This is a genomic window from Acidobacteriota bacterium (genome assembly GCA_003225175.1).
Lineage (GTDB): Bacteria > Acidobacteriota > Terriglobia > Terriglobales > Acidobacteriaceae > Gp1-AA112.
Genome location: QIBA01000033.1, coordinates 30,094 through 55,957 on the forward strand (window position 1 = coordinate 30,094; position 25,864 = coordinate 55,957).

A 25,864-nucleotide genomic window follows, 5' to 3' on the forward strand; every position below is an offset into this window, starting at 1 on the left:
GAGATCTGGACGCTGCATGAGAATGGTGAGCTCGCGGAAGTTGGGCGCATGGAGGTCGATGGAGCACTGCCAGTCTCCCTCGCTGTGGATCGCATGGAACAGCTTGGACTAGTAAAGAAGCGGGCTCATGGAGCTGCCGACCACACGCACAAGGATGTACTCAACCGCTGCCACGAGGCCATCCATCCAGCCACGTATTCGCACCAGCACGGCGAGTTCATTGTCGATTTCACTCCCGCAGGCGAGCAGCGCGCTGCAGATGTGATTCGCCGTCATCGCCTGGCAGAACGGCTATTCACGCAAACTTTGAAAGTGCAGAACGAAGACGAGATCGAGCAACAGGCGTGCAAGTTCGAGCACATCCTCTCGCCGGAAGTGACGGAAAAAATCTGTTCATTTCTCGGACATCCGACTAGCTGTCCTCATGGCAGTCCTATTCCCGCCGGCGAGTGCTGCGAAAAAGCAGGACGCGCTTCCGATCACGCTGTCGCCCAAAGCCGCGCTCATTAGTCGAGGACTCCTTTAGCTCACAACGGAGAGCCGGGCGTGCGCGTCCGGCGCTCCGTTTCAATTCCCAACCTGCCAGTGGTTGTCAGCTCACAACTGAGGGTACTTTTGCCCGCTCTGTTAAGCTTCCCTGCCATGAATCCTCGTCTCCTGACCATCATTTTCGTTCTGACGCTCGCTGTCCTCGCGAAGCCGCAACAGAAAGCGTCGCCAACTCCCGAATTTCCCAGCGACATTCCCAAAGACGCGCGCGTTCGCACTGTTCTGAGCGATAAGACACCCTCTGGCCAGGATGCGGTCTGGACCACCTCCGATGGGATCATCCACGAGTTCTTCCAGTTCAACGATCGCGGACGGGGCCCCAAGATCTACACAAACTACAAACTCGACGTGAAGGGTCTCGTAATCGCCGAAGACTCTAAAGGCGTTGACTACATGAAGAATCCCGTCGAGGAGCATTTCTCGCTCGACGGCACAAACGCTTCATGGAAGAACCAGGCTGAGGACACGCACCTATCCAACGCTTCTGGCAAGGCTTACGTCGACCTCGACGGCGGCCCCGAGTCGTTGGCGCTGCTAACCCGAGCTGCCCTGAAGAATGGCGGCGAAATTGATCTGTTGCCATCAGGACAAGTCGCGGTCCGCAACGTGAAGTCAGTACCCATCGAAGCGAACGGCGCGAAGCTCACAGCAACACTCTACGAAGTTTCGGGACTGGGCTATGAGCCTGCATACCTCTGGCTCGATGAAGACCAGCAATTCTTTGCGACTACCTATGGTTGGAGCAGCACAGCGCGTCAGGGATTTGAGTCGGTTGTTCCGACTCTGCACAAAGCCCAACAGCAAGTGGAGAATGCTCGCGCTGCCGAACTAGCCCGAGCACTGACTCACGCCCCGACGGGCGATGTAGTAATAAAGAATGTGAATCTTTTCGACTCGGAGAAGGCGAAGATCCTTCCTAGGCAACGCGTAGCAGTGCATGGCGATCGCATCGTTTCGATTGCTCCCGAAACTGGTCAAACTGCGCCGGCGAACGCTGAAGTCATCGACGGTTCAGGCAAAACGCTGCTGCCGGGACTCTGGGACCTGCACGCCCAGCTCTTCCCGTTGAATGCCTTTATGGATGTGGCTGCAGGAGTGACCACCGTTCGTGACATGGGCAACAGCATCGAGGATCTCACCACATTGCGGCAGCACATCGAAGACGGCACGCAGATCGGGCCGCGTGTCGTGCGTGCGGGCTTCATCGACGGACCAGGTGCGTTTGAAGGTCCTATTAAAGTGCTCGCAGCAACTCCGCAGGAGGCTCTGGCGCGTGTCGATCGCTACGCCGATCTTGGCTATGTGCAGATCAAGATCTACAGCTCAGTGAAGCCCGAGCTCGTGCCGATCATCGTCAACGAGGCGCACAAGCGCGGCCTGCGCGTCAGCGGGCATGTTCCCGCAGGGATGGTTGCCGAGCAGTTCATCCGCGATGGCGCTGACGAGATTCAGCACATGAACTTCGTCTTCCTGAACTTCATGCCCGACATAAAGGAGACGCGCACTCCCGAACGATTTATCGCGCCCGGCAAGCGAGGCGCTGATCTCGATTTGAACAGTCCGCAGGTGAACAACTTCATCGCGCTGCTGAAAGAACGCCATATCGTAATCGACGCAACAATGGGAGTCTGGGAAAGCACCTACACCGACCGCCAGGGCCAAGTTGCCAGAATAGATCAGCCCATCTTCGATCGTTTACCAGTGCAGGCGCAGCGGGGTATCAAAGCTGGAGGCGGTTCACTGCCGGTTCCCGATGATGCCACCGACAAACAGTACCGCGCCTCTTACGCAAAGATGGAAGCGATGTTGAAGAAGCTCTATGACAGCGGCGTTCAGCTGGTTTCGGGTACTGACGCCGGCAACGGATATGCACTGCATCGCGAACTTGAAATCTACACGCATGCGGGAATCTCGGCGTCCGAGGTGCTCCGTATGGCGACTCTCGAGGGTGCGCGCGTGATGCACATGGATAAGGACTTCGGCTCGGTGACGACGGGCAAGTACGCCGACATGATCTTGGTCAATGGCGATCCGACAACTCAAATCAGCGACATTCGCAGAATCGACCTCGTGATGAAAAATGGCAAGCTGCTCCGTCCCGCGGAGCTCTACCACGCCATTGGCGTGCAGTGATATTTGGTTGTGACAGCTTTATCGTGAAGCGAGCTCGGCAAGGACGTGCGCCAGAACGCGCGTTCCATTGCTGATCGCCTCAGGCGAGGCGTACTCATCAGGCCGGTGGCTGATGCCCTCCCGGCATGGAATGAAGATCATTCCGGTTGGAGCGATTCGCGACATGAATAGCGAGTCGTGATAGGCGCGACTTACCATTTTCCTGAATCGAAGCTGATTGCTTCTGCATGCACCCTCGATTCCCTCCACCACATCAGGCGCGCATTGGCCCGGAGCATCTGCATTCACAATCTCGATTTGAACGTCTACAGATCGACTGGCTGCAACTTCGTCGCATTCTTGACGAATGAGTCGGAAGACAGTTTCGCGACGCTGTTCATCGATATCCCGAAGATCTACTTCCAGCCGCACGTGGCTCGGGATACTGTTCACCGCCGAGGGGAAGACATCGCACACACCGGTGGTGCCGACGGTGTCCCGCGAACCAGTTGACTTCACGGAAGACTCGATCGCGAGAATGATCTCTGAAGCCGCGCACAAAGCGTCGTGGCGGTCAGGCATCAGAACTCCACCGGCATGGCCTCCCTGCCCTTCTATCAGGATGCGCAAACTTGCCGGAGCGGCAATTGCCGTGACTACGCCAATATCCAGTTGCTCCTGTTCCAGCAGAGGGGCTTGCTCAATGTGCAGTTCGACAAAGCTGCTGTAGTACCCACGCTGAAGTTGCACGTGCTGCAAATCTCCGCTGAATCCTGCTGCCTTGCGAGTGTCACATAGTGTCTGGCCGCCTTTGTCCTTCAGCTTCTCGTCAACCGAAGCATCGCGGTTGCCTGAAAGAAGTCTGCTGCCAAGACAGCCGACGCCGAATCGCGTCGGCTCCTCGGAGGTGAAAATGAGCAGCTCGATGGGACGCTTTGGCGAGAACCCAGCCTGCTTGAGAGCGCGAATCGCCTCGAGTCCGCCGAGTACGCCGACAGTGCCATCAAATCGCCCAGCATTGGGTATGGCATCGATGTGAGAGCCTGTTCCGACTGCAGCCTCGCTGAGTCGGTCTCCATGCCAGCGGGCAAAGGTATTGCCAACGGCGTCTTCGCGGATTGCGAGTCCGGTGGCGGCGCAAAGGCCTTTTACATAATCGCGAGCCCGAAGGTCCGCCTCAGAAAAAACGATTCGAGTCACTGCAGGAGGTGCAGCGTCCGAAAGCGTCGCTAACGTTGCCAGCTCTTGATGGAGCCGATCGCCGTTAATGATGATTCGCGTCGATTGAACAGATAACGCGCACATTAGAAGATTCGGAAAGTGAATTATAAGCGCAGCAGATGCGTCCAGCGTCGGTGGCACCGATTCGTCAAGGAAAAGAGTCAGAATTCAACGATCTCTGACCGCATCCAAACTCTCCGCTGTTATTTTCGCTGTTCTTGCCTTCTCGTCTATGCACGCCCTATGAATACCGCTGGTGATGATGTCGCACAAAAGCAAAACGGCACGAGCAGGTTCGCTCATGCCGTTAAATTCTTCTGATAAGTACTTACTTCAGAAGAGTCTAAACTCCACTTCCACGCTGATGGCTACCGCCACCGGCTTGCCGTCTTTCTCAGCTGGCTCAAACTTCCACGTGCGGACCGCTTCTAGCGCCTTTTCATCAAGTCCCATGCCCAGTCCATGCTCGACTTTGAGTCCTCGCGGACGTCCACTGGCATCAACGATGAGCCCCAGAACTACTTTGCCCTGATACTTCGCCTTGCGAGCTTCTTCCGAGTACTCCGGATCCGGCTTATAGATCGCGCGAGGAGCAGTTACACCACCAATGCCGGGACGGAAGACTCCGCCGCCGTATCCGCCGCCAGAACCAGGTCCAACGCCACCTCCGGCTCCAGAGCCGATTCCGCCACCGCTTCCAGAGCCAATACCAGATCCGGCCCCAACGCCGTTCGATGGAGGTCCAGCGATTACCGGGGACTTCGGATCGCCAAAGTTCGGCAGATTATTATTCGCCAGTTTCACCTGTGGAGGCATCACTACAGTTGGCTCGGCCGTGAGCTTGGGATGTTCGTTACGAATGACGACCTCTGGAGGCGTGATCTGCTCCATCGCCGGCTTGGGTATGCGTCCCTTGGGAGCGATGACTTTGTCGCGATCGCCACCCCCGCCGCCGCCTTGCAGTGTCGGCATCTGCTTAGGTGTCATCGGCATGTACTCGGAGATGTCCGGAGCGATAACAATAACAGTCTCTTTCTTCGCCTCCTGGTAAACCTTGTGCCCCAAGATAGAGGCAGCAAGCAGAGCTGCGATAATTCCAGCATGCACAACCACCGAAGATGTGCGCGCGACTTTCCGATTGTCATAGGCACCCCAGATGCTGCGAACTGGAACTGGACGGGATGTCAGCTTGAGCGGTGGTAATTTTTCTGGAAAGAAAACGTCGCGAAGATTCTCTTTCAGAGATTGAAAGAGCGACCCCTCCGCCTTCAAACCAAAGTTGGGTACACTTGCTGGTACCCGCCTCCGGACCGGAGAACTTTCAGTGGGGGCGATCAAAACCTGGTTTGCCATAAAAACTTTTTCTGGACCCATTCAGCCGATTCCGCTCGTCGCGTTGGGAGTGGCTGCTTACCTTCTTCCGATGAATTCTTCAGTCCTTATGTTGCTCGCGCAGCAACTCTGAGCATTGCGAGTTTGTCAAGATGTCAGACTAAAAAATCATCGAAAAGTTTCCGAAAAGCTCAAAAAAACCGAGCAACTCTTCCCACAATTTGGCATCAGCGAAATAGCCCTTTGCCGACACCACCTCAGCATCGCTTGTTAGATGCGAGCAAACGACGACAGAACCACAGATATGGTTATGTGTGGAAACCCATCCCCTATAATGAAGTTTCCCGCCTTTTTAGTGTGAGGAGTAGATAACGACCGGGCATGCCCTCTGAATTGAAAGACACGCTGAATCTGCCGAAAACCAGCTTCGCCATGAAGGCGAATCTGCCTCAAAACGAGCCAAAAAGGCTCGAATTCTGGAAGAAAATCGGCATATATCAGCGTATTCGAGAAGCGCGAAAAGGTGCGCCTAAATATCATCTGCACGATGGTCCCCCGTATGCCAACGGCGAGATCCACCTCGGTCATGCCCTAAATAAGTCGCTGAAAGATTTCGTCGTGAAATCGAAGACAATGGCCGGCTTTGACGCGCCATACATCCCGGGATGGGATTGTCACGGCCTTCCCATCGAAATCAAAGTCGACGAAAAACTTGGCCGCAAAAAGCTGGAGATGGCTCCGACGGCGGTGCGTCGTGCATGTCGCGAGTACGCAGAAAAATATCTCAATCTGCAGAGCGAACAGTTTCAGCGCATCGGCGTCTTCGGCGATTTCGAGCATCCGTACTCGACGATGTCACCTCAATACGAGTCGGTGATCGCGCGCGTCTTCTTTGACTTCTGGGAAAACGGATTCGTCTACAAGGGACTTCGTCCCGTCTATTGGTGCATCGTCGATCGCACCGCACTCGCCGAAGCCGAAGTCGAATACGAACAGCACACCAGTCCCAGCGTATGGGTGAAGTACGCGCTCACGAGTAAGCCGGAGGCGATCGATCCTGCGCTCGCCGGCAAATGCGTCAACACCATCATCTGGACGACGACTCCGTGGACGCTTCCTGCGTCGATGGCGGTAGCTTTCCATCCTGCTTACGACTACGTTGCGCTAGAAGACGCAGGAAACGTTTACATCATCGCTGAAGGGCTCCTCGAAGCGACGCGGGAGCACACTGGACTGCAGAACGGTAGTGTCATAGCACGCTTCCCGGGACGCAAATTGGAAGGCACAACCTTCCAGCATCCATTTCTGGATCGCAAGATCCTGGGAGTTCTCGCCGATTATGTAACGCTCGAGCAAGGCACAGGTGCGGTTCACACCGCTCCCTCGCACGGTGCAGACGATTTTTATACCGGCGTCAAATACGGGCTCGACCAAACCTGCAATGTCGATGCCGAGGGACGCCTGCGCAACGGCCTGCCCGAGTACAACAGCAAGACCGTATTTGAAGCCAACCAGCCGATTATCGAGTTATTGAAAGCGCGTCATGTGTTGATGGGCGAAGAAAAGATCACGCACTCGTACCCGCACTGCTGGCGTTGCCACAATCCCGTGATCTTCCGTGCCACCGAGCAGTGGTTTATCGGCATGGAGAGCCCGATGCACGGCTCGACCCTGCGTGAGCGCGCGCGCGAAGAGATTCGCAAGACCGAGTGGGATCCGGCCTGGGGAGAGGAACGCATCTCGAACATGGTGGCGATGCGTCCCGACTGGTGCATTTCGCGCCAGCGCGTGTGGGGCGTTCCCATTCCGATCTTCTTCTGCCAAGGGTGCAATCAGCCTCTGCGCTCGAAAGAGGCAAACGAAGCGGTAGTCAAGCTGTTCGCAGCACAAGGCGCGGACGCGTGGTACACGCGCAATGTAAAGGACATCGTTCCTGCCAATGTGAAATGCCAGAACTGCGGCGCGCAAAACTTCCGCAAAGAGTTCGACATCATCGACGTCTGGTTTGAGTCGGGTTCAAGTTGGGCGGTAGTGATGAAAGATGCCGTCGCCGACATGTACATCGAGGGCGGAGACCAGCATCGCGGATGGTTTCAGTCTTCCCTGCTCTGCTCTGTAGGCACACGTAATCGAGCGCCATACCGCCTCGCCGTGACCTGCGGATGGACGCTCGACCCTCAAGGCCGCGCCATGTCGAAGTCACTCGGCAACGGAGTAGATCCTGTAGAGGTCGCAGAGAAGCTCGGCGCCGAAATTGTGAGGTTATGGGTTGCGTCCGTTGATTTCCGCGAAGACATGCACGCCTCTGATGAGTTAATGAGGCGCGTCGCCGATAACTATCGCGACATCCGCAACGCTTTTCGCTGGATCCTCGGCAATCTTGACGGCTTTAATCCCGCGCAAGATCAGGTGCCGTTCGAGGAAACGGAATCCATCGACCAGTACATGCTGCTCCTCACCTCCGACCTGGTGAAGGACGTGCTTCGCTGGTACGAACAGTTCGAGTTCCATCGCATCTACCAGCGCCTCATCGCCTTCCGCACCAGCGAGCTGAGCAACTTTTACTTCGACGTGCTCAAGGACCGTCTGTACACGTATCCGCGCACATCATGCGCACGACGCTCCGGACAGACTGCGATCTGGCGCATCGGGCAAGTGCTCGTCCGTCTGGTCGCGCCGATCATGAGCTTCACGGCCGAAGAGGTGTGGGAATTCATGCCATTTATGGGCGAGAAGCCTGAGAGCGTGCACCTCGCGCTCTTCCCCACAGCCGAAGAGGTCTTGGGAAATACCGAGCGCCAGCCTGACCGGCAGGGACAATCCGTGCCCTCAGACACTGATCGTATACGGGCCGATTGGCAACGACTTCTACTGGTTCGTGAAGAAGTGTTTCGCGCTCTGGAGACCGCGCGCAAAGACAAAGTTATCGGCAGCGGGCTGCAAGCCAAGGTCGCGATCTCTGCTCCACTCGAGACGCATGGTCTGCTCGAAAAATATTTCGCAACCCTGCGATATCTGTTCATCGTCTCTCAAGTAGAGCTGCAACAGCTTCCCAGCAATGGAAATGGATCGGGTCTCAAAATTGAAGTGTCGCCGGCGGACGGAACGAAATGCGAACGCTGCTGGAACTACTCGACCCAGGTTGGGAGCGATGCCGAATATCCAACGGTGTGCGAGCGCTGCAGCGCAGCCCTGCACGAGATGGAAGACAGGGAGAGCGTTCGGTAGAGAACATTAGGTCGCTTCATCGGCACGATTTAGAGTCGATGCCATGATACGAACAAGACTCGACCAGTGGTAACGAACTATCTCCTGTGGCAATCTTATAAAGGGATTCGGAGCTTATCAGTTAGACGTTTTGGGAGCGCAGTAGTTTAGGAATGCCTACAGGGACTCTACGAAAGTACGTTTTGCTGATTGCTGGAGTCGTGCTCGCCCTCGACCGGCTCAGCAAATGGATCATTGCCAACACGATTCCGCTGCACGACAGCATCACAGTGATTCCCGGGCTGTTCAAGCTCACTCACGTTACTAACGGAGGCGCGGCTTTTGGTTTGTTTTCCGATTCCCCCTCCGAGCTGCGTATCGTATTTCTGATTTTCTTTTCGCTGCTCGCTCTTATCGTAGTTTCTGCCCTTCTCTGGCGACATACGCAGGGCCTGAACAGCACAGCTTTTGCGCTGTCTCTCATCCTCGGTGGAGCCCTTGGGAATCTATGGGATCGTGTGCTCTCCGGACACGTAGTCGATTTCCTGGAGTTTTACATCGGCCAATACGTCTGGCCTGACTTCAACATCGCCGACAGCGCGATTGTGATAGGCGCTGCCATCCTTATGGTCGAGATTCTTTTTGCGCCCAAACACCATAAGGCCTACGAGGAAAGCGCCCTGCCTCAGCCTACTTCTGAGGCTGATTAATCTTAGTGGAATGAGTTCCACCCTGTTGAAAATATCGGAGAGTACACCGCTTCGGCAGGGGCATCGGGTTCAGCCGTGCCATTAAAGGAGTGCTGGTGTTCATGGGTTTAGCCCCTGAGATTAGAAGCTCAGATCGCGAGGATAACTAGCCTCACAGGAAAATATTGGGCGGCATCGTCAGACCGTAACGGCTAAAGCCGTGCATTGATCTAGCTGCTTAATGGCGGCTGAACCCGATGCCCTTTCCTAAAACATCAAAGAGAATACATTTCCCAGCTGCGGACGTGGCACTTGCAGCGCTGATGTCAATGTCCAGCAGATTTGCACAGTGCTGCGAAAAGTGCACAGATCGACACGTCTCGTAAGTTTGCTCAGAGTGTAGATAGAACCTTGGAGCTGCTGAGCGCGGTGTTGCGCCGAGCGGAAGTCTCACCGCGCAATTCGCCGATCTTAGAGAGGATCATCACGCTCTGCTTCCTGCCTTGGGAACCGAGCATCGCACGTTGCTAGCGGATGAGATAGACCGCATCACTAACAGCCTGAATACGCTGCGCGAGCAGATCATCGCCTGGCGCGAAAGAGATACTACTACTCCGGTGCCCATACGCGAGCCACAGCAGGCATGACCTTATTCCGCATCTTTTGTTTTGAGCCGCGACTTGTTCTCTTCGATGAAGGCGCGTAGTTCATCGACAGACCCCAAAAGTCGCATCCACTGCTCGTAATACAACGTGACAGGAAACCGGCCCAGACCATACACGCTTACTCCACCTTTTTCACTCACACGAAATTCCAGATTCCTGGACTTGCGTGATGTGAGCTTAGCTTCGAGTTCCGCGATTCGCGCTTTCAGTTGCTCAGGAGTTGGTTCAGACATGGCGAACATTGTATCGAGCAAGACCTATACTCGGGCAATCCGATCCTATTGAAGTCCCACAACGCTGACAGTATTGCGACGATACTGCGATACTCGCGCCCCATTTGTTGCAGAACGTAACCGCTGAGTCTCCTTTGATCCCGCTGATAAGAACAATCCGAGGCAAGCAAGAATTAGCGGTTTACCGAGCGGGGATGGAAATCGCAGACGTGATCGTAGTGGCCCCGCAGCGCGTCGGCAGTAAAGCCAGCGCGAAGGGTCTTGCTACAGCGCGAGCACACGGCTACAAGCCGACGATCGTTACTGGCGGCAGGCCAGATCACCACTTCGGGCGGCGATAATGATCCGGGCTCCGCGCCCACCAATGTCCTTACGATGTGTTGGAACAATGTCACTGCTTACATCATCCGCCTGAAATGCGGTTCCGCGGCATCTCAAACCGGTCGCACGCGTTACTGCGGAACGCCATTCCTGTTACCGGCAGGGAAGCCCAAATTACCCGGTTCCATCTTTAGTGCCGCTGGAGACGAAAGGGCGGCTGTCAGACTAATGCAACTGGGACAAAGAGATCTTCAGCTCCTCGGGATGGAACCCAAAGGGGCCTGGACGGCTCTTGTAAACGATGCGTCCGTCTTTATCAATCAAATAAATCCGATCAGGCCAGCCGGTGTAAGCCTGCTCCGCGGTGTTATCGAAGTTATCAATCAGCGCGGGAAATTTGATACCAAGCTTGCGCACGCACATGCCTGCAACCTGTTCGCGCTCTCCCATGCTCTTTGGGCTGGCAAAGACGACTCTATCGCGAACATTGCTCTGCATCTGCCAGACGTCGCTGGGGTGCGCTTCCAGAATGTACAGGACGTAAAACTGCACACGCTGACCATATTCGTCGTAAAGCTTGTTGAGTGCGGGAACCTCCCGCCGAAATGGCGGTCAAGTGTAACTGCCGAAGACCAGGACTACTGGTTTGTCGTTCCGCAGAGATGCGAGGCTAACATGTGCGCTCTTGTCCAGAGTGGCAAGCGTGAAGTCTGGCGCAGGATCGCCGACGTTCAAATGTCCAGCACGGGCGCGTGTCCACATGGTTTCAAAGGGCGCGATCAAGAAGATCGCCGAAGGCATCTTCATCATGAATCGCCCAAATTCCGCGGGCGATCGATGCATTGCGTGATTTACGGAGAAGAGAAGCGCAGCATACCCCACGATCAATAAGAGCAAAACCGCGCCTATGATGCGGTGCAGCATTTGTCGTTTGGCGGGTGTCTCCATGGCGATGGCTCGTAAGTCTAACGATTGCGCAACAAATAATCGCTAATATTTTCGCGTTAGCGGATCTTATTGAGGATGCGTCGACGTCCCACCAAGCCGATCGCAGCAGTCCGTCAAGGCCTTTTGCTCTGTAGCCGTTAGACTCAGGAACTCCACCCCGCAACGAAAACCAGAGCAATCTCGAACCATAGCGCTTACCCCGAGCCTCTGGCTGGATTCGGGAAGAATGAACTCGATCTGTAGCATCTGGCCTACCTGCAGCTCAGCCGGAATATAGATCGCCATGCCTGCTTCCGAGAGGTCATGACTGCGTCCCTGCAGCACACAGCGGCGCTGCTGCACAACCGTGAACAGCTTGATCGGAAAGTTCACGCGGAAGCGCTGCGAGCGGCGTACACCTGTGCCCATATTGATTGACGAGGACGACATCCTGCCGCAGCTTAGGCGGCATTCTCAAGCCATTCAAATCACAGTGGTAACACTGTTTGCAAAACTTTGGTGTATCTAGCCTGCTTCAGAGCGATTTCGCTGAATTCCAGATCAGGAATGTACCGTTGACTAATCCGGTTCCAACATATATCCATTTGCGAGCCGCACCGTTTTCCTCCATAGACATTGATTCACTAGGTCGCAACCGTCGTTCGCCTGCCCACATTTTTGGCGATCTCAGAATCTGAAGGACTTAGCGTTGAGATCCCACCGAGATCCCCCGGGGATCCTGGAGCCGAAGCGATTGGAACTCAACACTTGTGCTATTCCCGCGAGTTAACCAGAGGTTCGTGACCAGGCCGCTTGTTCCCAAATTGGAACTTCGATCCACCTCTCGATGATGGCCAGATGGCCAGGTAAAAGCAAGGTTCGTCCGTTGCTCTACAACTCTACAACTTTTCCGCTCGTGTCTCTTCAAGCAGTTACAGAGGAGAAAGAAAATGTTTTTGTTATCCGTTGCTCTACCGGAGAACGCCCGGTTTATCGACTCGCGGGATCCTCGTACATGTGCCTTGGAAAAGGTTCCAGCACGACGGAGTCTAAGAAGAGGATGAGGACTCTAAGGCTCGGTGAACGGCCCAGCGATGACTTCCGTGGGAAAGGGCTTCCCGTGCCTTGGCGGCATCCATCCAGATTAGTTCGTGATCGAGCTCTGTCTGAGGGCCATGACCGGCAATGGTCGCTTCGATGAAAAAACTGTCTTTTTCGAAGTACTCGCCTTCTTCGATCGAGTAGCAGATCTCCATCGCCCGTCCGACCAGTGCTACGGCATCGAGGATGAATCCACATTCCTCGCGAGCCTCGCGGATTATTGTCTGCTCTGGATTCTCTCCCGCTTCCATGCCGCCGCCCGGCAAGTAACATGCGAGCGGCGTGCGGACAATGGCAAACAACCCAACCTCATTGCGGACTAAAGCATAGGCGCTGGGCCGGAGTCGATAAGGAGCGCCAGGTACACGAGTTCCGAAAATGGGAAAGTCGGACAAGGACAAAAACCGAACCAAGCGGTCCCCCGCTCCGCTTTGAAAAGTAGAACTGGGTAAACGAGCGGCTGCGGAGTAGGGGTTAGTATTGCCTGAGCGACGCGAGGAACTGTCTTCGGTCGCTACTTTTTCACTTCCACTGGCTTAAGTAGCTTAAAGCTGAGCGCATATTCGGCTGGAATGACGATCTCCTTGTTGCCGGTGAAAGCCGTACCTGCTGTGCCGGCTCCAGCACCTGCCAACGCTCCGATAGCAGCGCCTTTGCCGCCGCCAGCGAGTCCGCCGATGAGGGCACCCAGTCCGGCGCCGCCGCCGATCAGCGTGGCTGAACGTTTGCCTTTACCCTTTTCTGACCGCGCGAATGACGCGGTGCTGACGGGAACGTTCTGGCCGTTGATCGTCACAGACGTGAGCCTCAGTTGGAGCATCGCTCCACCTTTGAAGCGTCCAAGCGGATGCGCAGCAACTACGGTTCCGGTGGCGCTCGCACCGTCTGGAATCACTAACGTGCCGCCGACTTCCACGGGACGAGCAACTGTCGCTGTAAAACTGTCTCCGTCCTGACTGATCTTTGAGCCCAGTTGTTGTGCGGTTCGCACAGTGATCACCGTGTTCTCCGGAATTGTGACTGGACCTGACTCAGCGGAGGATCGCGTCTTGAGCGTAGGGGAAGGGGCAACTGCTGTCTTGGAAGCGCTGGAGCTTTCTCCCGCAGTTCCGGGGGTAGAAGTTGCTGTCGGCTGGCCCGCAGGAGCTGGTTCGTTACTGCTCCCGGACTTATTTCCACAAGCCGCCGAGAAAATACAAAGCGTGGCAACTAACGCAAATTTTCTGAAATTTTTCGGGATCAAGCGGTTCTCTCCTCGTCGAAAGCGAAATCGATCGCGCTCGTACGTACTGGCGCACAGAACGTGGCAAGCCATTGTAACGGGAGCCAGGCACAGTCGCTCATGGCGGGCTTGGTTCCGTTGCCGCAGGCACTGCCGCTCACAGGCCGAAGATGCGACCCCGAGGTAAGAAGTTGCTGCCGGCAGATGGATGACGGAAGCCGCAAAGTGAAACAAACAGAGAATTCTGCTGTACGACAACTGCTTTTCGTCTCTTAACCGGCGACTTCCTCGAGCTGCTTTGTATCAACATCGAAGTTGGAGTAAACGTGCTGGACGTCGTCATGATCCTCCAAGGCTTCGAGCAGTCGAATCATTGTGTTAGCGGCGTGTCCTTCCAGCTTGATGTAGTTCTGGGGAATCATCGAAATCTCGGCGAGTGAAGTCTCTACATTGGCCCCTTTGATCGCGTTGAGTACGCTCTCAAAGGCTGCGGGATCAGTGACGATTTCCCAATCATTGCCATCGTCGCGAAGATCTTCACCACCGTTCTCGAGGACCAGCGACATAAGATCGTCCTCCTTTGCCACTGACTTCGGCACCACTATGTAGCCCTTCTTGTGAAACATCCAGGCCACAGAGCCAGCTTCACCAAGGTTTCCACCGTTCTTGCCGAAGGCGTGGCGGATCTCGCTGACGGTACGATTGCGATTATCGGTCGTGACATCGACCAGGAGCGCCACACCACCCGGGCCGTAGCCCTCGAAGAGAATTTCCTCGTAAGTTGCGCCAGGGAGCTCGCCAGTGCCGCGCTGAACTGCGCGCTTGATGTTGTCGGCAGGCATGTTTTCAGCCTTGGCAGCGGCGATGGCCGTGCGCAAACGGGGATTACCCTCAGGGTCTCCGCCGCCTGACTTAGCGGCCATGGTGATTTCCTTGATTAGCCGCGTGAATGTCTTGCCGCGCTTAGCATCCAGCGCGCCCTTTTTGTGCTTGATTGTGGCCCATTTTGAGTGGCCAGACATGCAACAACCTCAGAAGCGAATTTGATATGTAGTTGGACGCTGATAATCCGCATCCGCATGAGAACAAACGAGAAGTATAGCACGCAACAAAAGCCTACTCAGCGCGGCGGAGCCTGCGGAAGCTGCCTGCGTTTGAACGCATAAATCACCGCTAGCAGCGGCGGCGCCAGCAGGACGCCCCAGAACGGGATGACGATTCCGAGCGCAATGGGACAGAGAATCGAGGCCCAAATCGGTACCTTGTTGCTGCGCTTCATCAGGTACGGCTGAAGCACCAAGCCGTCGATGACAGCGATGATTGCGTACAGCATGAAGACGTACAGCAGGTGCATCATCGCGTCGGATTGACTGGTAAATAGTGTCGATAACGCGGGCCCAATCACTGCGATCAGCGGACCGAAATTAGGAATGAATTGGCAGGCTCCGCCTATGATCGCCCAAACGAAGGCAAGAGGAACGCGGAGGATGAGCAGGCCGATAAGCCACATCGCGCCCACGGCAGCGGCATCCTGCAAAGTGGCGATGAACCAATTCCTCAGGGCAGAACCGGTAGTACGCAGGTGCGTGCGAATTTCCATGCAAAATCTGTTCTCGGGATCGTGTCGGCCACAATGCTAGACTGAAATTACACCATGAAATTCGGCGTACTCGTCTTCCCGGGTTCCAATTGCGATCACGATGCCTATCACGTTATCGCTGCGGCGGCGAAGCAGCCTGTCACGTTCTTGTGGCATGCCAGCCACGACCTCCAGGATTGCGATGCCATCGTCGTGCCCGGCGGATTTGCCTACGGCGACTATCTGCGCACCGGAGCGATCGCGAAGTTCGCTCCGATTATGCAGGAAGTGAATCGTTTTGCCGCCATCGGCGGCTTGGTGCTCGGCATCTGCAACGGCTTCCAGATCCTGTGCGAAGCTGGCCTATTGCCCGGTGCGCTGATGCGCAACGCAGGGTTGAAATATATCTGCAAGCCGGTGAAGCTTCGCGTCGAGAGCACGCACTCGCCTTTCACACATACCTGCACTCAGGGTGAAGTGGTGGAGATTCCGATTGGCCACATGGAAGGCAATTACTTCTGCGATGCGAATACGCTTGCAGAACTGAATCGCGAGGAGCGCGTCATTTTCCGCTACTCGACAGCTGACGGGCGAATCACTCCAGATGCCAATCCCAACGGCTCAATCGAGAACATCGCTGGCATCTGCAATGCTGGACGGAACGTGCTGGGCATGATGCCTCACCCGGATCGTAGCTCCGATCCGCTATTGGGAATGAACGACGGCTTTCGCATCTTCGAATCCATGGTCGGAGCGCTCGCGCACAAATAGCCTATGGACCGCGTGGCAATGCTTCAGGAGATGCTTGCGCAGAACCCCAACGACGCTTTCGCGCGCTACGGCTTGGCGATGGAATATGCCAATAAAGGCGATTCCGATACCGCTCTGAGCGAGTTTGCGCGGCTGATTGGGGCGAATCCCGACTACACGCCAGCGTACCAGATGTCCGCGCAGACGCTGATGAAAGCGGGCCGTGAGGTTGAAGCGCGCAAGATGCTCCAGGACGGCATCGCCTGCGCTTCTCGCACGCGAAATCAGCACGCTCTCGCCGAGATGCAAGCACTTCTCGACGAATTGCGATAATCTGCTCCGCTGCTCGTTTTCAAATCCAAACCGGGATCATAGATGAGATTTCTTGTCCTGCTTTGCGTGTTTTCTGCCACTTCCCTGTTCGCAACACAATCCTCAACGACTAACGCAGCCCAATCCGGCCCGCCGTGGAACCTGATGCCTGTGCCTGCAAAAGTCGATGCGGGCTCAGGACAGTGGGTGGTCCAACAGGGACTCACTATTGCGTTAAGCGGTGCCGATGATCCACGTGTCCGAAGCGCCGCGCAGCGATTTGTCGATCACCTATCGCGCCAGAGTGGAATTCCGCTGCGCTACCTGACTGCCGAAGCGGGCAAGGCAACGATCCAGATCCAGTGCGATCGCATTGCCGAAAAAGTGCAAAAGCTTGGAGAGGACGAGTCGTACAAGCTGGATGTATCTGTCAGCGGCGCCAAGCTCGCCGCGCCAACGGCTATCGGTGTAATTCATGGACTGCAGACGCTGTTGCAGCTTGTCTCACCCAGCCCCCAAGGATTTGCGGCTCCCGCCGTGCACATCGAAGACGCTCCACGATTCTCCTGGCGCGGGCTCCTGCTTGATTCCTGTCGTCACTGGATGCCGGTCGAAGTCGTAAAACGCACTCTCGACGGCATGGAAGCAGTCAAGATGAACGTCCTCCATTTCCACCTGAGCGAGAACCAGGGATTCCGTGTCGAGAGCAGGAAATTCCCAAAATTGCATGAAATGGGCTCCGCCGGTCACTACTACTCGCAGGAACAGATCAAGGAGCTGATCGCCTACGCGCGCGATCGCGGCATTCGCGTGATGCCTGAGTTCGACATGCCCGGACACACTACGGCATGGTTCGTCGGCTATCCCGAATTGGCATCGGCACCCGGTCCATATGAAATCGAGACTAAATGGGGAGTCTTCGATCCGGCGATGGATCCCACGAAGGAATCCACGTACAAGTTCCTCGACAAATTCATCAAGGAAATGACGGGACTATTTCCCGACGAGTTCTTTCACTTCGGCGGAGACGAGGTCAATGGCAAACAATGGGAGGCGAATTCCGAGATTCAGAGCTTCATGAAGTCGCACAGCCTGAAGACCAACGAGGAGCTCCAGACGTACTTCACGCAGCGCGTCGTCAAGATCATTCTGAAATACAAGAAAACACCTGTCGGATGGGACGAAGTCCTTACTTCCGATCTACCGAAAGACGTGGTTGTTCACTCCTGGCGCGGACCAGAATCAGAGGCAAAAGCAGTGCAGCAAGGCAATCGCGCGCTACTTTCGAACGGTTATTACCTCGATCTGGCTGAGTCGGCCGAGAAGCATTACCTGAACGATCCGCTTGGCGGTGATGCTGCCAAGCTCTCGCCCGACCAGCAGAAGATGATCCTCGGCGGAGAGGCATGTATGTGGTCGGAGATGGTGAGCGCCGAGAATGTCGATTCCCGTATCTGGCCGCGCACGGCAGTAGTCGCCGAACGCCTCTGGTCTCCCGCCGAGGTGCGCGATGTGGACTCGATGTATGCCCGCATGGAAGTCGTAAGCGAGCGGCTGGAGACGCTCGGGCTCACTCATCAATCGGCATTGCACGCGATGAAAGAACGGCTCGCTCCACAGCACTTTGAGGCGCTCCGAACGTTGGGGACAACAATCGAGCCGGTCAAGGGATACTCCCGCTCAGGTACGCAAAAATACGGTGCTGACGCTCCACTCAACCGCTTGCCCGATGCCGTGCCGCCGGAAAGCCTTGAAGGAAGGAAATTTGCGCGCTTAGTCGATCGCATCGTCGCGGGAACTGTCTCCGATGACGACGTCGCGGTGGCACGAGACACCATGATCGACTGGAAGCTGAATCACGATCGCCTGTCGCCTGCGCTGCAGAATTCGCTCCTGTCTGAGGACAGTCTGGTTTCGCAAAACCTCTCTACCGCAGCCACGATTGGGTTGCAAGCCCTTGATATGCTGGGCTCTCGCGCCTCGGTTCCGGCCGGCTGGGCGGATCAGCAGATGGCGCAGCTCGAAGCGATGAAGAAGGGACAGTCGGAACTTCTCCTGGTCGTCGTTACACCGATACAGAAACTCGTGCAGGCGGTAGGGAAATAGCAAAGCGATGTTTCGTCAAAAAGAGCAGCCGCAGCATGGCTACTCCATATTGAAGGGTGTGGAAGAGATGAGCGAACGGCGAGTGCGGCTCAGCACAGGCACCCTCTACGGAGCGTTGCGGCGGCTGTTGGACTATGGATGGATTACGCGGCACAGCGCCGACGACAAAGCGCGCGGCCGCCAGGATTATCGGCTTACCGCTCGAGGTCGCAAAATTCTCCAGCAGGAGATCGCGCGCTTGAAGCAGTTAACCCGGCTTGCCGGCTTACGTGTGATAGCAACGGAGCAGCAAACATGATCGCGCTTTACCGATGCTTACTCAGGCTCTATCCACGTGCGCACCGTTGCAAGTTCGCCAACGAGATGCTCGACGTCTTTGTCGAGGCCCAAGACGAGAACAAACGCAAGGGCATGTGCGAGCGCGCAACTTTTTATCTGCGGGAATTTTTCGGACTTGCCGGCGGGGCCGTGCGCGAGCAGCTCCAAGCCATCGGTTTTAGCGAACCACAGGGCTTAAAGATCGGAGGAATCATGATTCGACAGACCAGATGCCGCTTTCCGCGATCCGCCATCTTCATGATGACAATCGTGTTCGTAATCGTCCTCGGAATGATCGCGAAGATACACGGAGTATCGCACTTCTACGGGAGGATCATCAGCGGTGAGCTGCCTCACAAGGCGTGGCAATGGCCCTCATACTACGGACTGATCTCGGGCATTGCTGTCTGTTTCCTGCTCGCCTGGACCTCCGGCGTTGTAGTGTGGGCCGTCGCCTACGCGATGCGCCGAACCGCAGCCCAACAACTCGGCGACTTCGACGCCTGGCCGCAGGCAAGGCACTGACGCTAGGAGCGAAAAACCTATTCCAAATTGGGCCGCAAGTTTGCGGCGAGTAAGAGCTCGTCTACCTTTTCCGTCAAGCTCGCAATGAAACCTGCCAGACTGCCTGGCTCGGGTTGATACTCGATTTCCTCAACTGGTCTCAACAGCTCTTTCGTCTCGCGCATTCGGGGGAGTGCTCCTCTCGGCCAGAGGCAAACTGAATCGGGTGATCGGATGAAATAAACCAATATCACCAAGTCACCCACCACAGCTTCGAACAGTCCTTAGCTACATCCGCTGGTGCTGCCGCAGCTCATGCATCTGTAGCAGCTTCCGTTGCGAGTCATGATGGAGCCGCAGACGTGGCACGAGGGCGCGTCGCCCAAGTCCACAATCTCGCGCAGTGCATCGGCGGGATGCACGCTGCCGGCTTCCAGCTTCCGGCTGCCGGCTAATCCAGGCTGTGCACCAGCGGGGAACGTGCTGACCGCGCTCTCAGGCGGCGCCGTCAAACTTCCGGCCGACGCGGCTGGATCCACGACTCCATTGCGTTTCAGCATGCCTTCGAACAGATCGCCTTGTTCGGGCTCTACGAAGCGGAAGTGGAGCCAGCGGAAGATGTAGTCAGTAATCGATTTGGCGAAGCCGATCTTGCCGTTGCCGCTCCAGCCGCTGGGTTCGAAGCGGGTGTGCGCGAATTTCTCGCAGAGCACTTTCAGGGGCACGCCGTGTTGCAGAGCCAGCGAGACTGATGTTGCGAAGGCGTCCATGAGTCCGGAGACTGTGGAGCCTTCTTTGGCCATCTTGATGAAGATTTCGCCCGGCTGTCCGTTGGGATAGAGACCTACAGTGATGTAGCCCTCGTGCCCAGCGATGGAGAACTTGTGCGTGAGAGAGGCGCGCTCTTCGGGCAAGCGATGGCGCACGGCTTTCGGTGGCCCATTTTGGTCCTGGACTTCTGGCACGATCTGCTGGCTGGCTACTGGCTGCTGGCCGCTGGCTTTTGTGTCTTTTGCTTTGTTTCCGTCTGACACGTTGAGTGGCTGTGCGCCCTTGGAGCCGTCGCGGTAGATGGCTACGGCCTTCAGGCCCTGGCGCCAGGATTCAATGTACGCCTCGGCAATCTCTTCAATGGTTGCATCGTTCGGCAGATTGACGGTCTTTGAGATCGCGCCGGAGATGAACGGCTGCGTGGCCGCCATCATCTTGATGTGGCCCCTGTAATGGATGGAGCGCGTTCCCTTGGACGGCTTGAAGCTGCAGTCAAAGACGGGCAGGTGCTCGTCCTTAAGACCTGGAGCGCCTTCGATGGTGCCGGTGGCGTCGATGTAGCTGACGATGTTGTTGGCCTGCTCACCGGAGTAGCCGAGTTTGAATAGAGCCGTCGGAACGGTGTTGTTGACGATTTTGATCATGCCGCCGCCGACCAGCTTCTTGTACTTAACGAGTGCCAAATCGGGCTCGATGCCTGTGGTGTCGCAGTCCATCATGAAGCCGATCGTGCCCGTTGGTGCGAGCACTGTGACCTGCGAATTGCGATAACCGTGCTTCTCGCCGTGTGTGAGCGCGTTATCCCAAGCTTCCTTGCTGGCTTCGATCAGCTTGGGCAATTGCTTATCGTTCACCACAGAGGACACAGAAGAACCAATGTTGTTGACGCTTGCTCTGTGCATCCTGATTACGTCCAGGAATGGCTCGCGGTTGACATAGAAGCCGGGGCAGGCTGCGCCGGTGATCTCTGCGGTTTGCGTAAGCGGAGTCGCCGGAGCTAGCTGCGTGCACAGCTCCGCGATCTGGGACGACTGGTAGTACGCCTCGCCGCACATGATGGCCGTTACGCAGGCGGCGTAGTCGCGTCCGGCATCGGAATCGTATGGAAGACCTGCGGCCATCAGCAATCCGCCGAGATTGGCGTAGCCGAGTCCCAGCGGGCGGTAGTCGTGCGAGTTGCGCGCGATTGCTTCGGTCGGATAGCCCGAGCTATCCACCAGGATCTCCTGCGCTGTGATCAGCAAGTCGCAGGCAAACTTGTAGGCTTCGATGTCGAAGCTGTTGTTCGTGTAGAACTTCAGCAGGTTGATGCTGGCGAGATTGCAGGCCGAATCGTCGAGGAACATGTACTCCGAGCAGGGATTCGAAGCATTGATGCGCGCCGTGTTTTTCGACGTGTGCCACTTGTTGATGGTGGTGTCGTACTGCATGCCGGGATCGCCGCAGTAGTACGTTGCTTCTGCGATCTTGCGGAGCAGATCTTTGGCCTTCTTCGACGCGAACGGCTTCTTCTCCTTCACGCTGCGGGTAAAGAAGTTCTCGTCGTTGATAGCCGCGTTCATGAATTCGTCGGTCACCCGCACCGAGTTGTTTGCGTTCTGGAAGAAGATCGACGAATAGGCCGGTGAGTCTGGTGTGCTGCCGTCGTAACCTTCGCGGATCAGCGCCCAGGCTTTAGCCTCTTCCTCCCGCTTGCAATCGATGAACTCTTCGATGTCGGGGTGATCGACATTCAGGATCACCATCTTGGCTGCACGCCGAGTTTTCCCGCCTGATTTGATCACGCCGGCAAAGGCGTCGAATCCGCGCATGAAGCTCAGAGGACCTGACGCTGTGCCTCCGCCGGAGAGCTGCTCGGTCGAAGAGCGCAGAGGAGAAAGATTGGTGCCGGTTCCCGATCCCCACTTGAAGAGCATGCCTTCGGTCTTGGCCAATGTAAGAATGGAGTCGAGTGAGTCTTTCACCGAGTTGATGAAGCAGGCGGAGCACTGCGGATTACGATATCCGGTCACGCCAAACTGCACGCTTCCCAATTCGGGATTCCAGTGCCAGTTCTGCGCGTCGGAGTTGGGCTCGAGACGGTCGCATCCTACGTTGAACCATACCGGCGAATTGAACGCAGCGCGCTGGTCGAGGAGGATGTAGGCGAGCTCGTCATGAAATGTGTCGGCATCCGAGCGAGTGGCAAAGTAGCGGCCATTGACTCCCCAGTCGCGAATGGTCTCGGCCACCCGGCCCACCAGGGCGCGAACTCCGCTTTCGCGTTCGGGGGTTCCCACGGCTCCATGCAGATACTTGCTGGCAACGATGTTGGTTGCGGTCATCGACCAATCTTTAGGAGTCTCTACATTTTTCTGCTCAAAGATCGTCTTGCCCTGTGCGTCGGTAATCGACGCCGTACGCAGCTCCCACTGGAACTGGTCGTAGGGCGATGTACCCGGCTTGGTGAAGTAACGACGGAATTGGAGACCTGGCGCTTTCTTAGTTGCAGGGGTGGAGGCTGCGGGCACCGTCTTCGCGGTTGCTCCGGTTGCCACTTGCGTCTTATGAATACTTTCCGCCATGGGGCTCCTACTCAGGGATTCGCTGTTTTCAGTCTGCGATCGGCACTAGGCTGTCGGCTCTCGGCGTTCGGCCAGTAATCCGTTTTTTGAATTACAGAAAAACCGATTGGCCGAAAGCCGACAGCCACTTCTTGGGGTCACCGCTGGCACCCTGTTAATGGTTTTTCTCATACGGACGCTCACCTCTGACCGTCCAAGGGGTCCGACGCAAATTGGATGATTTTGCGATTTGATGAATCCGAGATTTGCGGTCTTGGGAGACATCGCTTTGAAACTCACCCGATCGCAAAACCATTCCGATGGGGAGGGCTACTGCACCCGCTGCCTCGACTTTCAGGAGTGGGTGGAAACGTAAGTTACACCTGCATATTGGGTCTGTCAATAGTCTAGCCCTATATATTGTAGCCGAAATGCAGAGCAGCTGCTGAACGGTTAACCCCTTGCTGTTCAATGCCCGACAGGACCGAACGGTTGTTTTTGGCGGAATTCGGATTGTTAATAATTTGTGGATAACAGGTGCGGCCCAGCCCGCACCTGTTCGTCGCAGTCACCACTCCAGCGTCGCCCGTTTAACGCCGTTGGAGGCATTCGACTCTAGGGCTGTCCGCTGCCGGAAGCAATGACGCTTATCAGGGCAAAGCTGTGGACTGTTGTGGGTACTTCGGAAAAAAAGGCCGAGGCGAACACCCATTCGGCTTCGCTCAGGGCAAGCTGCGGTGACGCAGGACAGCTATCAGCACTGAGCTGTCAGCGTTCGGCCAGTAAGCTGTCTTGCTCAAACCAAGCGGACAGGCCGAAACCGCTTGCTGACAGCCCGGCAGCCGCCTCTTCGTGACCTTCGTGTTCGCTCCTCGGCCAGTCTTTTCGCTTACACTTGAAAATATGGTTCAAGGCTTTCTGAAGGCGCTCTGCCTTCTTCTACTCTCCTCGGCCGTTTGGGCTGAGGGCACTCAGCTGTGGCAACAATCCAAGTTCGAAGAGTTTGAAAAAGGGACGAGCAATGGCGTCGCGATCTCAAGCGATGGCCGCTTGCAGCTCGCCCCATCGCTGAAATCAATTTACACATCACCTTCCACGTACATTTGGCAGGTTGTGAGCGACGCGCAAGGCAATGCCTATTTAGGAGCGGGATCGCCGGCTCGCGTATATCGCGTGACTCCGGACGGCAAGGCGGCCGTGATCTTCGAAGCCAAAGAGCTTCAGGTGCAGGCGCTCGCCATCGATAGCGACGGCACGATCTACGCAGCTACCTCTCCCGATGGGCGTGTGTACAAGCTCCAGCCCAACTCGCCTGCTCCCGAAAAGAAGAAAGCAAAGAAAGAAGAGGCCACGCCATCCGAATCGACGGTTTCGAAGACCGAGACAGCCGAGGATATGTACAAGTCTTCTGTCTTCTTCGATCCCAAAACGAAATACATCTGGGACATTGAACTTGATCCGGCTGGTCCGATGTACGTTGCTACCGGCGATAATGGGCAGATCTTCAAAGTTGAGAAAAACGGAGAAGGATCGGTCTTCTTCAAGAGCGACGAAGCGCATATCCGTTGCCTGGCTCTGGTGAAGTCAACCTCCGAGCAAGAAGATGGCAAGCGCAATAAAAAGGCTGCGCCCGCATTGAGCACTGTGATTGCCGGGTCGGACGGCAGCGGGCTTGTGTATCGGATTCCGCCGGCGGGCGAGGCTTTCGTTTTGTATAGCGCTCCCAAGAAAGAGATCACCGCGCTCGCCACCGACTCTGCCGGTAACATCTTCGCTGCTGGTGTGGGAGAAAAGCGCGGGGCAGCGACTCCGGTTCCACAGCCTCCACCTCCTATCGGTGCCAGTGTTCCTGCCGTGGCTTCGGCTCCTCCGCCCGCTCTGCCCGGACAGCTAAGCGGAGGTTCCGAGATCTACTTGATCTCCAGCGATGGATCCCCGAGCCGCATCTGGACGTCGAAGGACGATCTTGTGTACGCGCTCACCTTCGGGCCGGATGGACAGCTGCTTGCGGGTACCGGCAATCGCGGCCACATTTATGCCGTGACGCCGAATTCCAGAACGGAAATTTACCGCGATCTGGTGAAGCTCAGTGCCAACCAGATTACGTCGATGGCTCGGGCCAGCAATGGGGCGGTGTATGCAGTGACGGCCAATCTGGGAAAGCTATTTGTGCTCGGCCCTGGACGCGATCAGGCAGGAACGTATGAAAGCGACGTCTTCGATGCCAAGAGCTTCTCGCAGTGGGGACGTCCGCAAGTGCGTGGTGCCGGCGATTTTGATTTCTTTGCCCGCAGTGGGAATGTCGACAATCCCGATCGCAACTGGAGTCCATGGACCAAGATCGATCTCAAAACGGCCGGGCGGCTGTCGATCCCGGCGGCGCGCTTTGTGCAATGGAAAGTGTCGTTACATCCTGGAAATCCGAATACCCAGATCGAAAACGTGGCGATCAATTACCTGCCGAAGAATATTGCTCCCGTAATGGAGGATATCAACGTGCAAGTTGGCGCGCGCATCACCTCTTTGCCTGTGCAGAAACCAACCAGCGAGAGCGTAAACATTCCCTTGGGAAATACGCCGACGGTTGCGGCGCCTGTACGCTTTGACACGCCGCCGTCGGCGGTCAAAGATCGTGACTACATTGCCATGCGCTGGGGCGCACATGACGACAATGACGACGACCTTGTCTACTCCATCTACTACCGAGGCGACAACGAGAGCGATTGGAAGCTGCTGAAGGACAACATCACTGAGAAGTATTACTCGTGGGATTCGAGCCTGCTGCCGGATGGAGGGTATGTAGTGCGCATCGTGGCCTCGGACGCTGCTTCGCACTCGCCAGACGAGGCGCTCAGTGACGAGAAGATTAGTTCACGCTTTGAAGTCGACAGCACGCCTCCTGTGGTTCAATCCCTCCAAGCCAAGGTGGAGGGAAACACCATGCACATCAGCTTCCGCGCCGCTGACAGTTTTTCACCCATTAAACGCGCTGAATACTCAATCGACGCCGGCGAATGGCATTACGTGGAGCCCGTAGGAAAGCTTTCCGACTCACCAACGGAGGAGTACGACTTTTCGGCTGCTCTGTTGCCGCCTGGGGAGTCTCAAGTCATCCTTGCGGACAATGCCAAAAAACCGGGCAAGCGGTCGCGTATGCGTGATGGTGGTGGCGACGATCCAAGCCAAGTCGTCAATTCTGGCGAGCACGTTATAGTCGTGCGCGTTTGGGATCGCTTCGACAATATGTCAGCGGCAAAAACGGTCACGAAGTAAACGTGGGGTTCCGGCCGGTATCAGGCTGAAAAGCGCAGTATTGTTAGGCTAACTTACACTCCATACTTCACGCATCAATTGATGATTTTTGGTCCGCTGCAGGCCGAGGGCATGGGCACGCTTACACCG

At 56.1% G+C, this 25,864-nt stretch carries 21 protein-coding genes; 10 read left to right on the forward strand and 11 right to left on the reverse strand.

Going from position 1 to position 25,864, the window contains the following annotated elements; all coding sequences use genetic code 11:
- Nucleotides 1–642 precede the first annotated feature (642 nt).
- Complete coding sequence (locus DMG62_04900) at nt 643–2,682, forward strand: hypothetical protein (GenBank protein ID PYY24059.1); 2,040 nt, start codon at nt 643–645, stop codon at nt 2,680–2,682.
- Nucleotides 2,683–2,700: 18 nt separating this feature from the next.
- On the opposite strand, the gene DMG62_04905 is transcribed toward DMG62_04900, so the two are convergent.
- Nucleotides 2,701–3,966, reverse strand: a complete 1,266-nt coding sequence (locus DMG62_04905) for a Zn-dependent hydrolase (GenBank protein PYY24060.1) — start codon at nt 3,964–3,966, stop codon at nt 2,701–2,703.
- A 249-nt stretch (nt 3,967–4,215) separates the two neighbouring features.
- Entirely contained in the window at nt 4,216–5,256 is a 1,041-nt protein-coding gene (locus DMG62_04910) for an energy transducer TonB (protein PYY24061.1), read from the reverse strand.
- Between the two features lie 339 nt (nt 5,257–5,595).
- Here DMG62_04910 and DMG62_04915 point away from each other — a divergent pair, with 339 nt between their 5' ends.
- Nucleotides 5,596–8,442 (forward strand): isoleucine--tRNA ligase, encoded by a 2,847-nt coding sequence (locus DMG62_04915; protein ID PYY24062.1) that lies wholly within the window; start codon nt 5,596–5,598, stop codon nt 8,440–8,442.
- Between the two features lie 152 nt (nt 8,443–8,594).
- The gene (gene lspA / locus DMG62_04920; GenBank protein ID PYY24063.1) at nt 8,595–9,131 is read left to right on the forward strand and encodes a signal peptidase II; all 537 of its coding nucleotides are present in this window, start codon (nt 8,595–8,597) and stop codon (nt 9,129–9,131) included.
- 628 nt (nt 9,132–9,759) lie between these two features.
- On the opposite strand, the gene DMG62_04925 is transcribed toward lspA, so the two are convergent.
- The 6 genes from DMG62_04925 to DMG62_04950 form a co-directional block, all read right to left on the reverse strand.
- Nucleotides 9,760–10,008: a hypothetical protein gene (locus DMG62_04925; protein ID PYY24131.1), complete on the reverse strand. Its 249-nt coding sequence runs from the start codon at nt 10,006–10,008 to the stop codon at nt 9,760–9,762.
- Between the two features lie 546 nt (nt 10,009–10,554).
- Nucleotides 10,555–10,827, reverse strand: a complete 273-nt coding sequence (locus tag DMG62_04930; GenBank protein PYY24132.1) for a deiodinase — start codon at nt 10,825–10,827, stop codon at nt 10,555–10,557.
- Nucleotides 10,828–10,941: 114 nt separating this feature from the next.
- Nucleotides 10,942–11,253, reverse strand: coding sequence for a hypothetical protein (locus DMG62_04935; GenBank protein ID PYY24064.1), 312 nt, complete (start codon nt 11,251–11,253; stop codon nt 10,942–10,944).
- A 90-nt stretch (nt 11,254–11,343) separates the two neighbouring features.
- Nucleotides 11,344–11,706, reverse strand: a complete 363-nt coding sequence (locus tag DMG62_04940) for a hypothetical protein (protein ID PYY24065.1) — start codon at nt 11,704–11,706, stop codon at nt 11,344–11,346.
- A gap of 599 nt (nt 11,707–12,305) precedes the next feature.
- Nucleotides 12,306–12,770, reverse strand: a complete 465-nt coding sequence (locus tag DMG62_04945; GenBank protein ID PYY24066.1) for a hypothetical protein — start codon at nt 12,768–12,770, stop codon at nt 12,306–12,308.
- A 101-nt stretch (nt 12,771–12,871) separates the two neighbouring features.
- Nucleotides 12,872–13,357, reverse strand: a complete 486-nt coding sequence (locus DMG62_04950) for a hypothetical protein (GenBank protein ID PYY24067.1) — start codon at nt 13,355–13,357, stop codon at nt 12,872–12,874.
- On the opposite strand from DMG62_04950, the gene DMG62_04955 reads away from it, so the two are divergent.
- Nucleotides 13,350–13,766: a hypothetical protein gene (locus DMG62_04955; protein PYY24068.1), complete on the forward strand. Its 417-nt coding sequence runs from the start codon at nt 13,350–13,352 to the stop codon at nt 13,764–13,766. The genes DMG62_04950 and DMG62_04955 overlap by 8 nt on opposite strands.
- Nucleotides 13,767–13,851: 85 nt before the next feature.
- On the opposite strand, the gene DMG62_04960 is transcribed toward DMG62_04955, so the two are convergent.
- Both DMG62_04960 and DMG62_04965 read right to left on the reverse strand, forming a co-directional pair.
- Nucleotides 13,852–14,601 (reverse strand): YebC/PmpR family DNA-binding transcriptional regulator, encoded by a 750-nt coding sequence (locus DMG62_04960; protein ID PYY24069.1) that lies wholly within the window; start codon nt 14,599–14,601, stop codon nt 13,852–13,854.
- 98 nt (nt 14,602–14,699) lie between these two features.
- On the reverse strand, nt 14,700–15,179 hold the full coding sequence (locus tag DMG62_04965) for a hypothetical protein (protein ID PYY24070.1): 480 nt from the start codon (nt 15,177–15,179) through the stop codon (nt 14,700–14,702).
- A gap of 54 nt (nt 15,180–15,233) precedes the next feature.
- Between DMG62_04965 and DMG62_04970 the strand changes: the two genes are divergently transcribed.
- From DMG62_04970 to DMG62_04990, 5 genes are read left to right on the forward strand one after another with little or no spacing between them, the layout of a single operon-like run.
- A complete protein-coding gene (locus DMG62_04970; GenBank protein ID PYY24071.1) occupies nt 15,234–15,929 on the forward strand; it encodes a phosphoribosylformylglycinamidine synthase I in 696 nt (231 codons plus the stop codon).
- A gap of 3 nt (nt 15,930–15,932) precedes the next feature.
- Entirely contained in the window at nt 15,933–16,241 is a 309-nt protein-coding gene (locus DMG62_04975) for a hypothetical protein (GenBank protein PYY24072.1), read from the forward strand.
- Nucleotides 16,242–16,283: 42 nt separating this feature from the next.
- Nucleotides 16,284–18,326, forward strand: a complete 2,043-nt coding sequence (locus DMG62_04980) for a beta-N-acetylhexosaminidase (protein ID PYY24073.1) — start codon at nt 16,284–16,286, stop codon at nt 18,324–18,326.
- 7 nt (nt 18,327–18,333) lie between these two features.
- Nucleotides 18,334–18,624 (forward strand): PadR family transcriptional regulator, encoded by a 291-nt coding sequence (locus DMG62_04985; protein PYY24074.1) that lies wholly within the window; start codon nt 18,334–18,336, stop codon nt 18,622–18,624.
- Nucleotides 18,621–19,169: a hypothetical protein gene (locus DMG62_04990; GenBank protein ID PYY24075.1), complete on the forward strand. Its 549-nt coding sequence runs from the start codon at nt 18,621–18,623 to the stop codon at nt 19,167–19,169. Before DMG62_04985 ends, DMG62_04990 begins: the two co-directional genes overlap by 4 nt.
- Nucleotides 19,170–19,432: 263 nt before the next feature.
- Here DMG62_04990 and DMG62_04995 read toward each other — a convergent pair whose 3' ends face one another.
- Nucleotides 19,433–22,483: a vitamin B12-dependent ribonucleotide reductase gene (locus DMG62_04995; protein ID PYY24076.1), complete on the reverse strand. Its 3,051-nt coding sequence runs from the start codon at nt 22,481–22,483 to the stop codon at nt 19,433–19,435.
- 882 nt (nt 22,484–23,365) lie between these two features.
- Between DMG62_04995 and DMG62_05000 the strand changes: the two genes are divergently transcribed.
- Nucleotides 23,366–25,735: a hypothetical protein gene (locus DMG62_05000; protein ID PYY24077.1), complete on the forward strand. Its 2,370-nt coding sequence runs from the start codon at nt 23,366–23,368 to the stop codon at nt 25,733–25,735.
- The last annotated feature ends 129 nt before the right edge of the window (nt 25,736–25,864 follow it).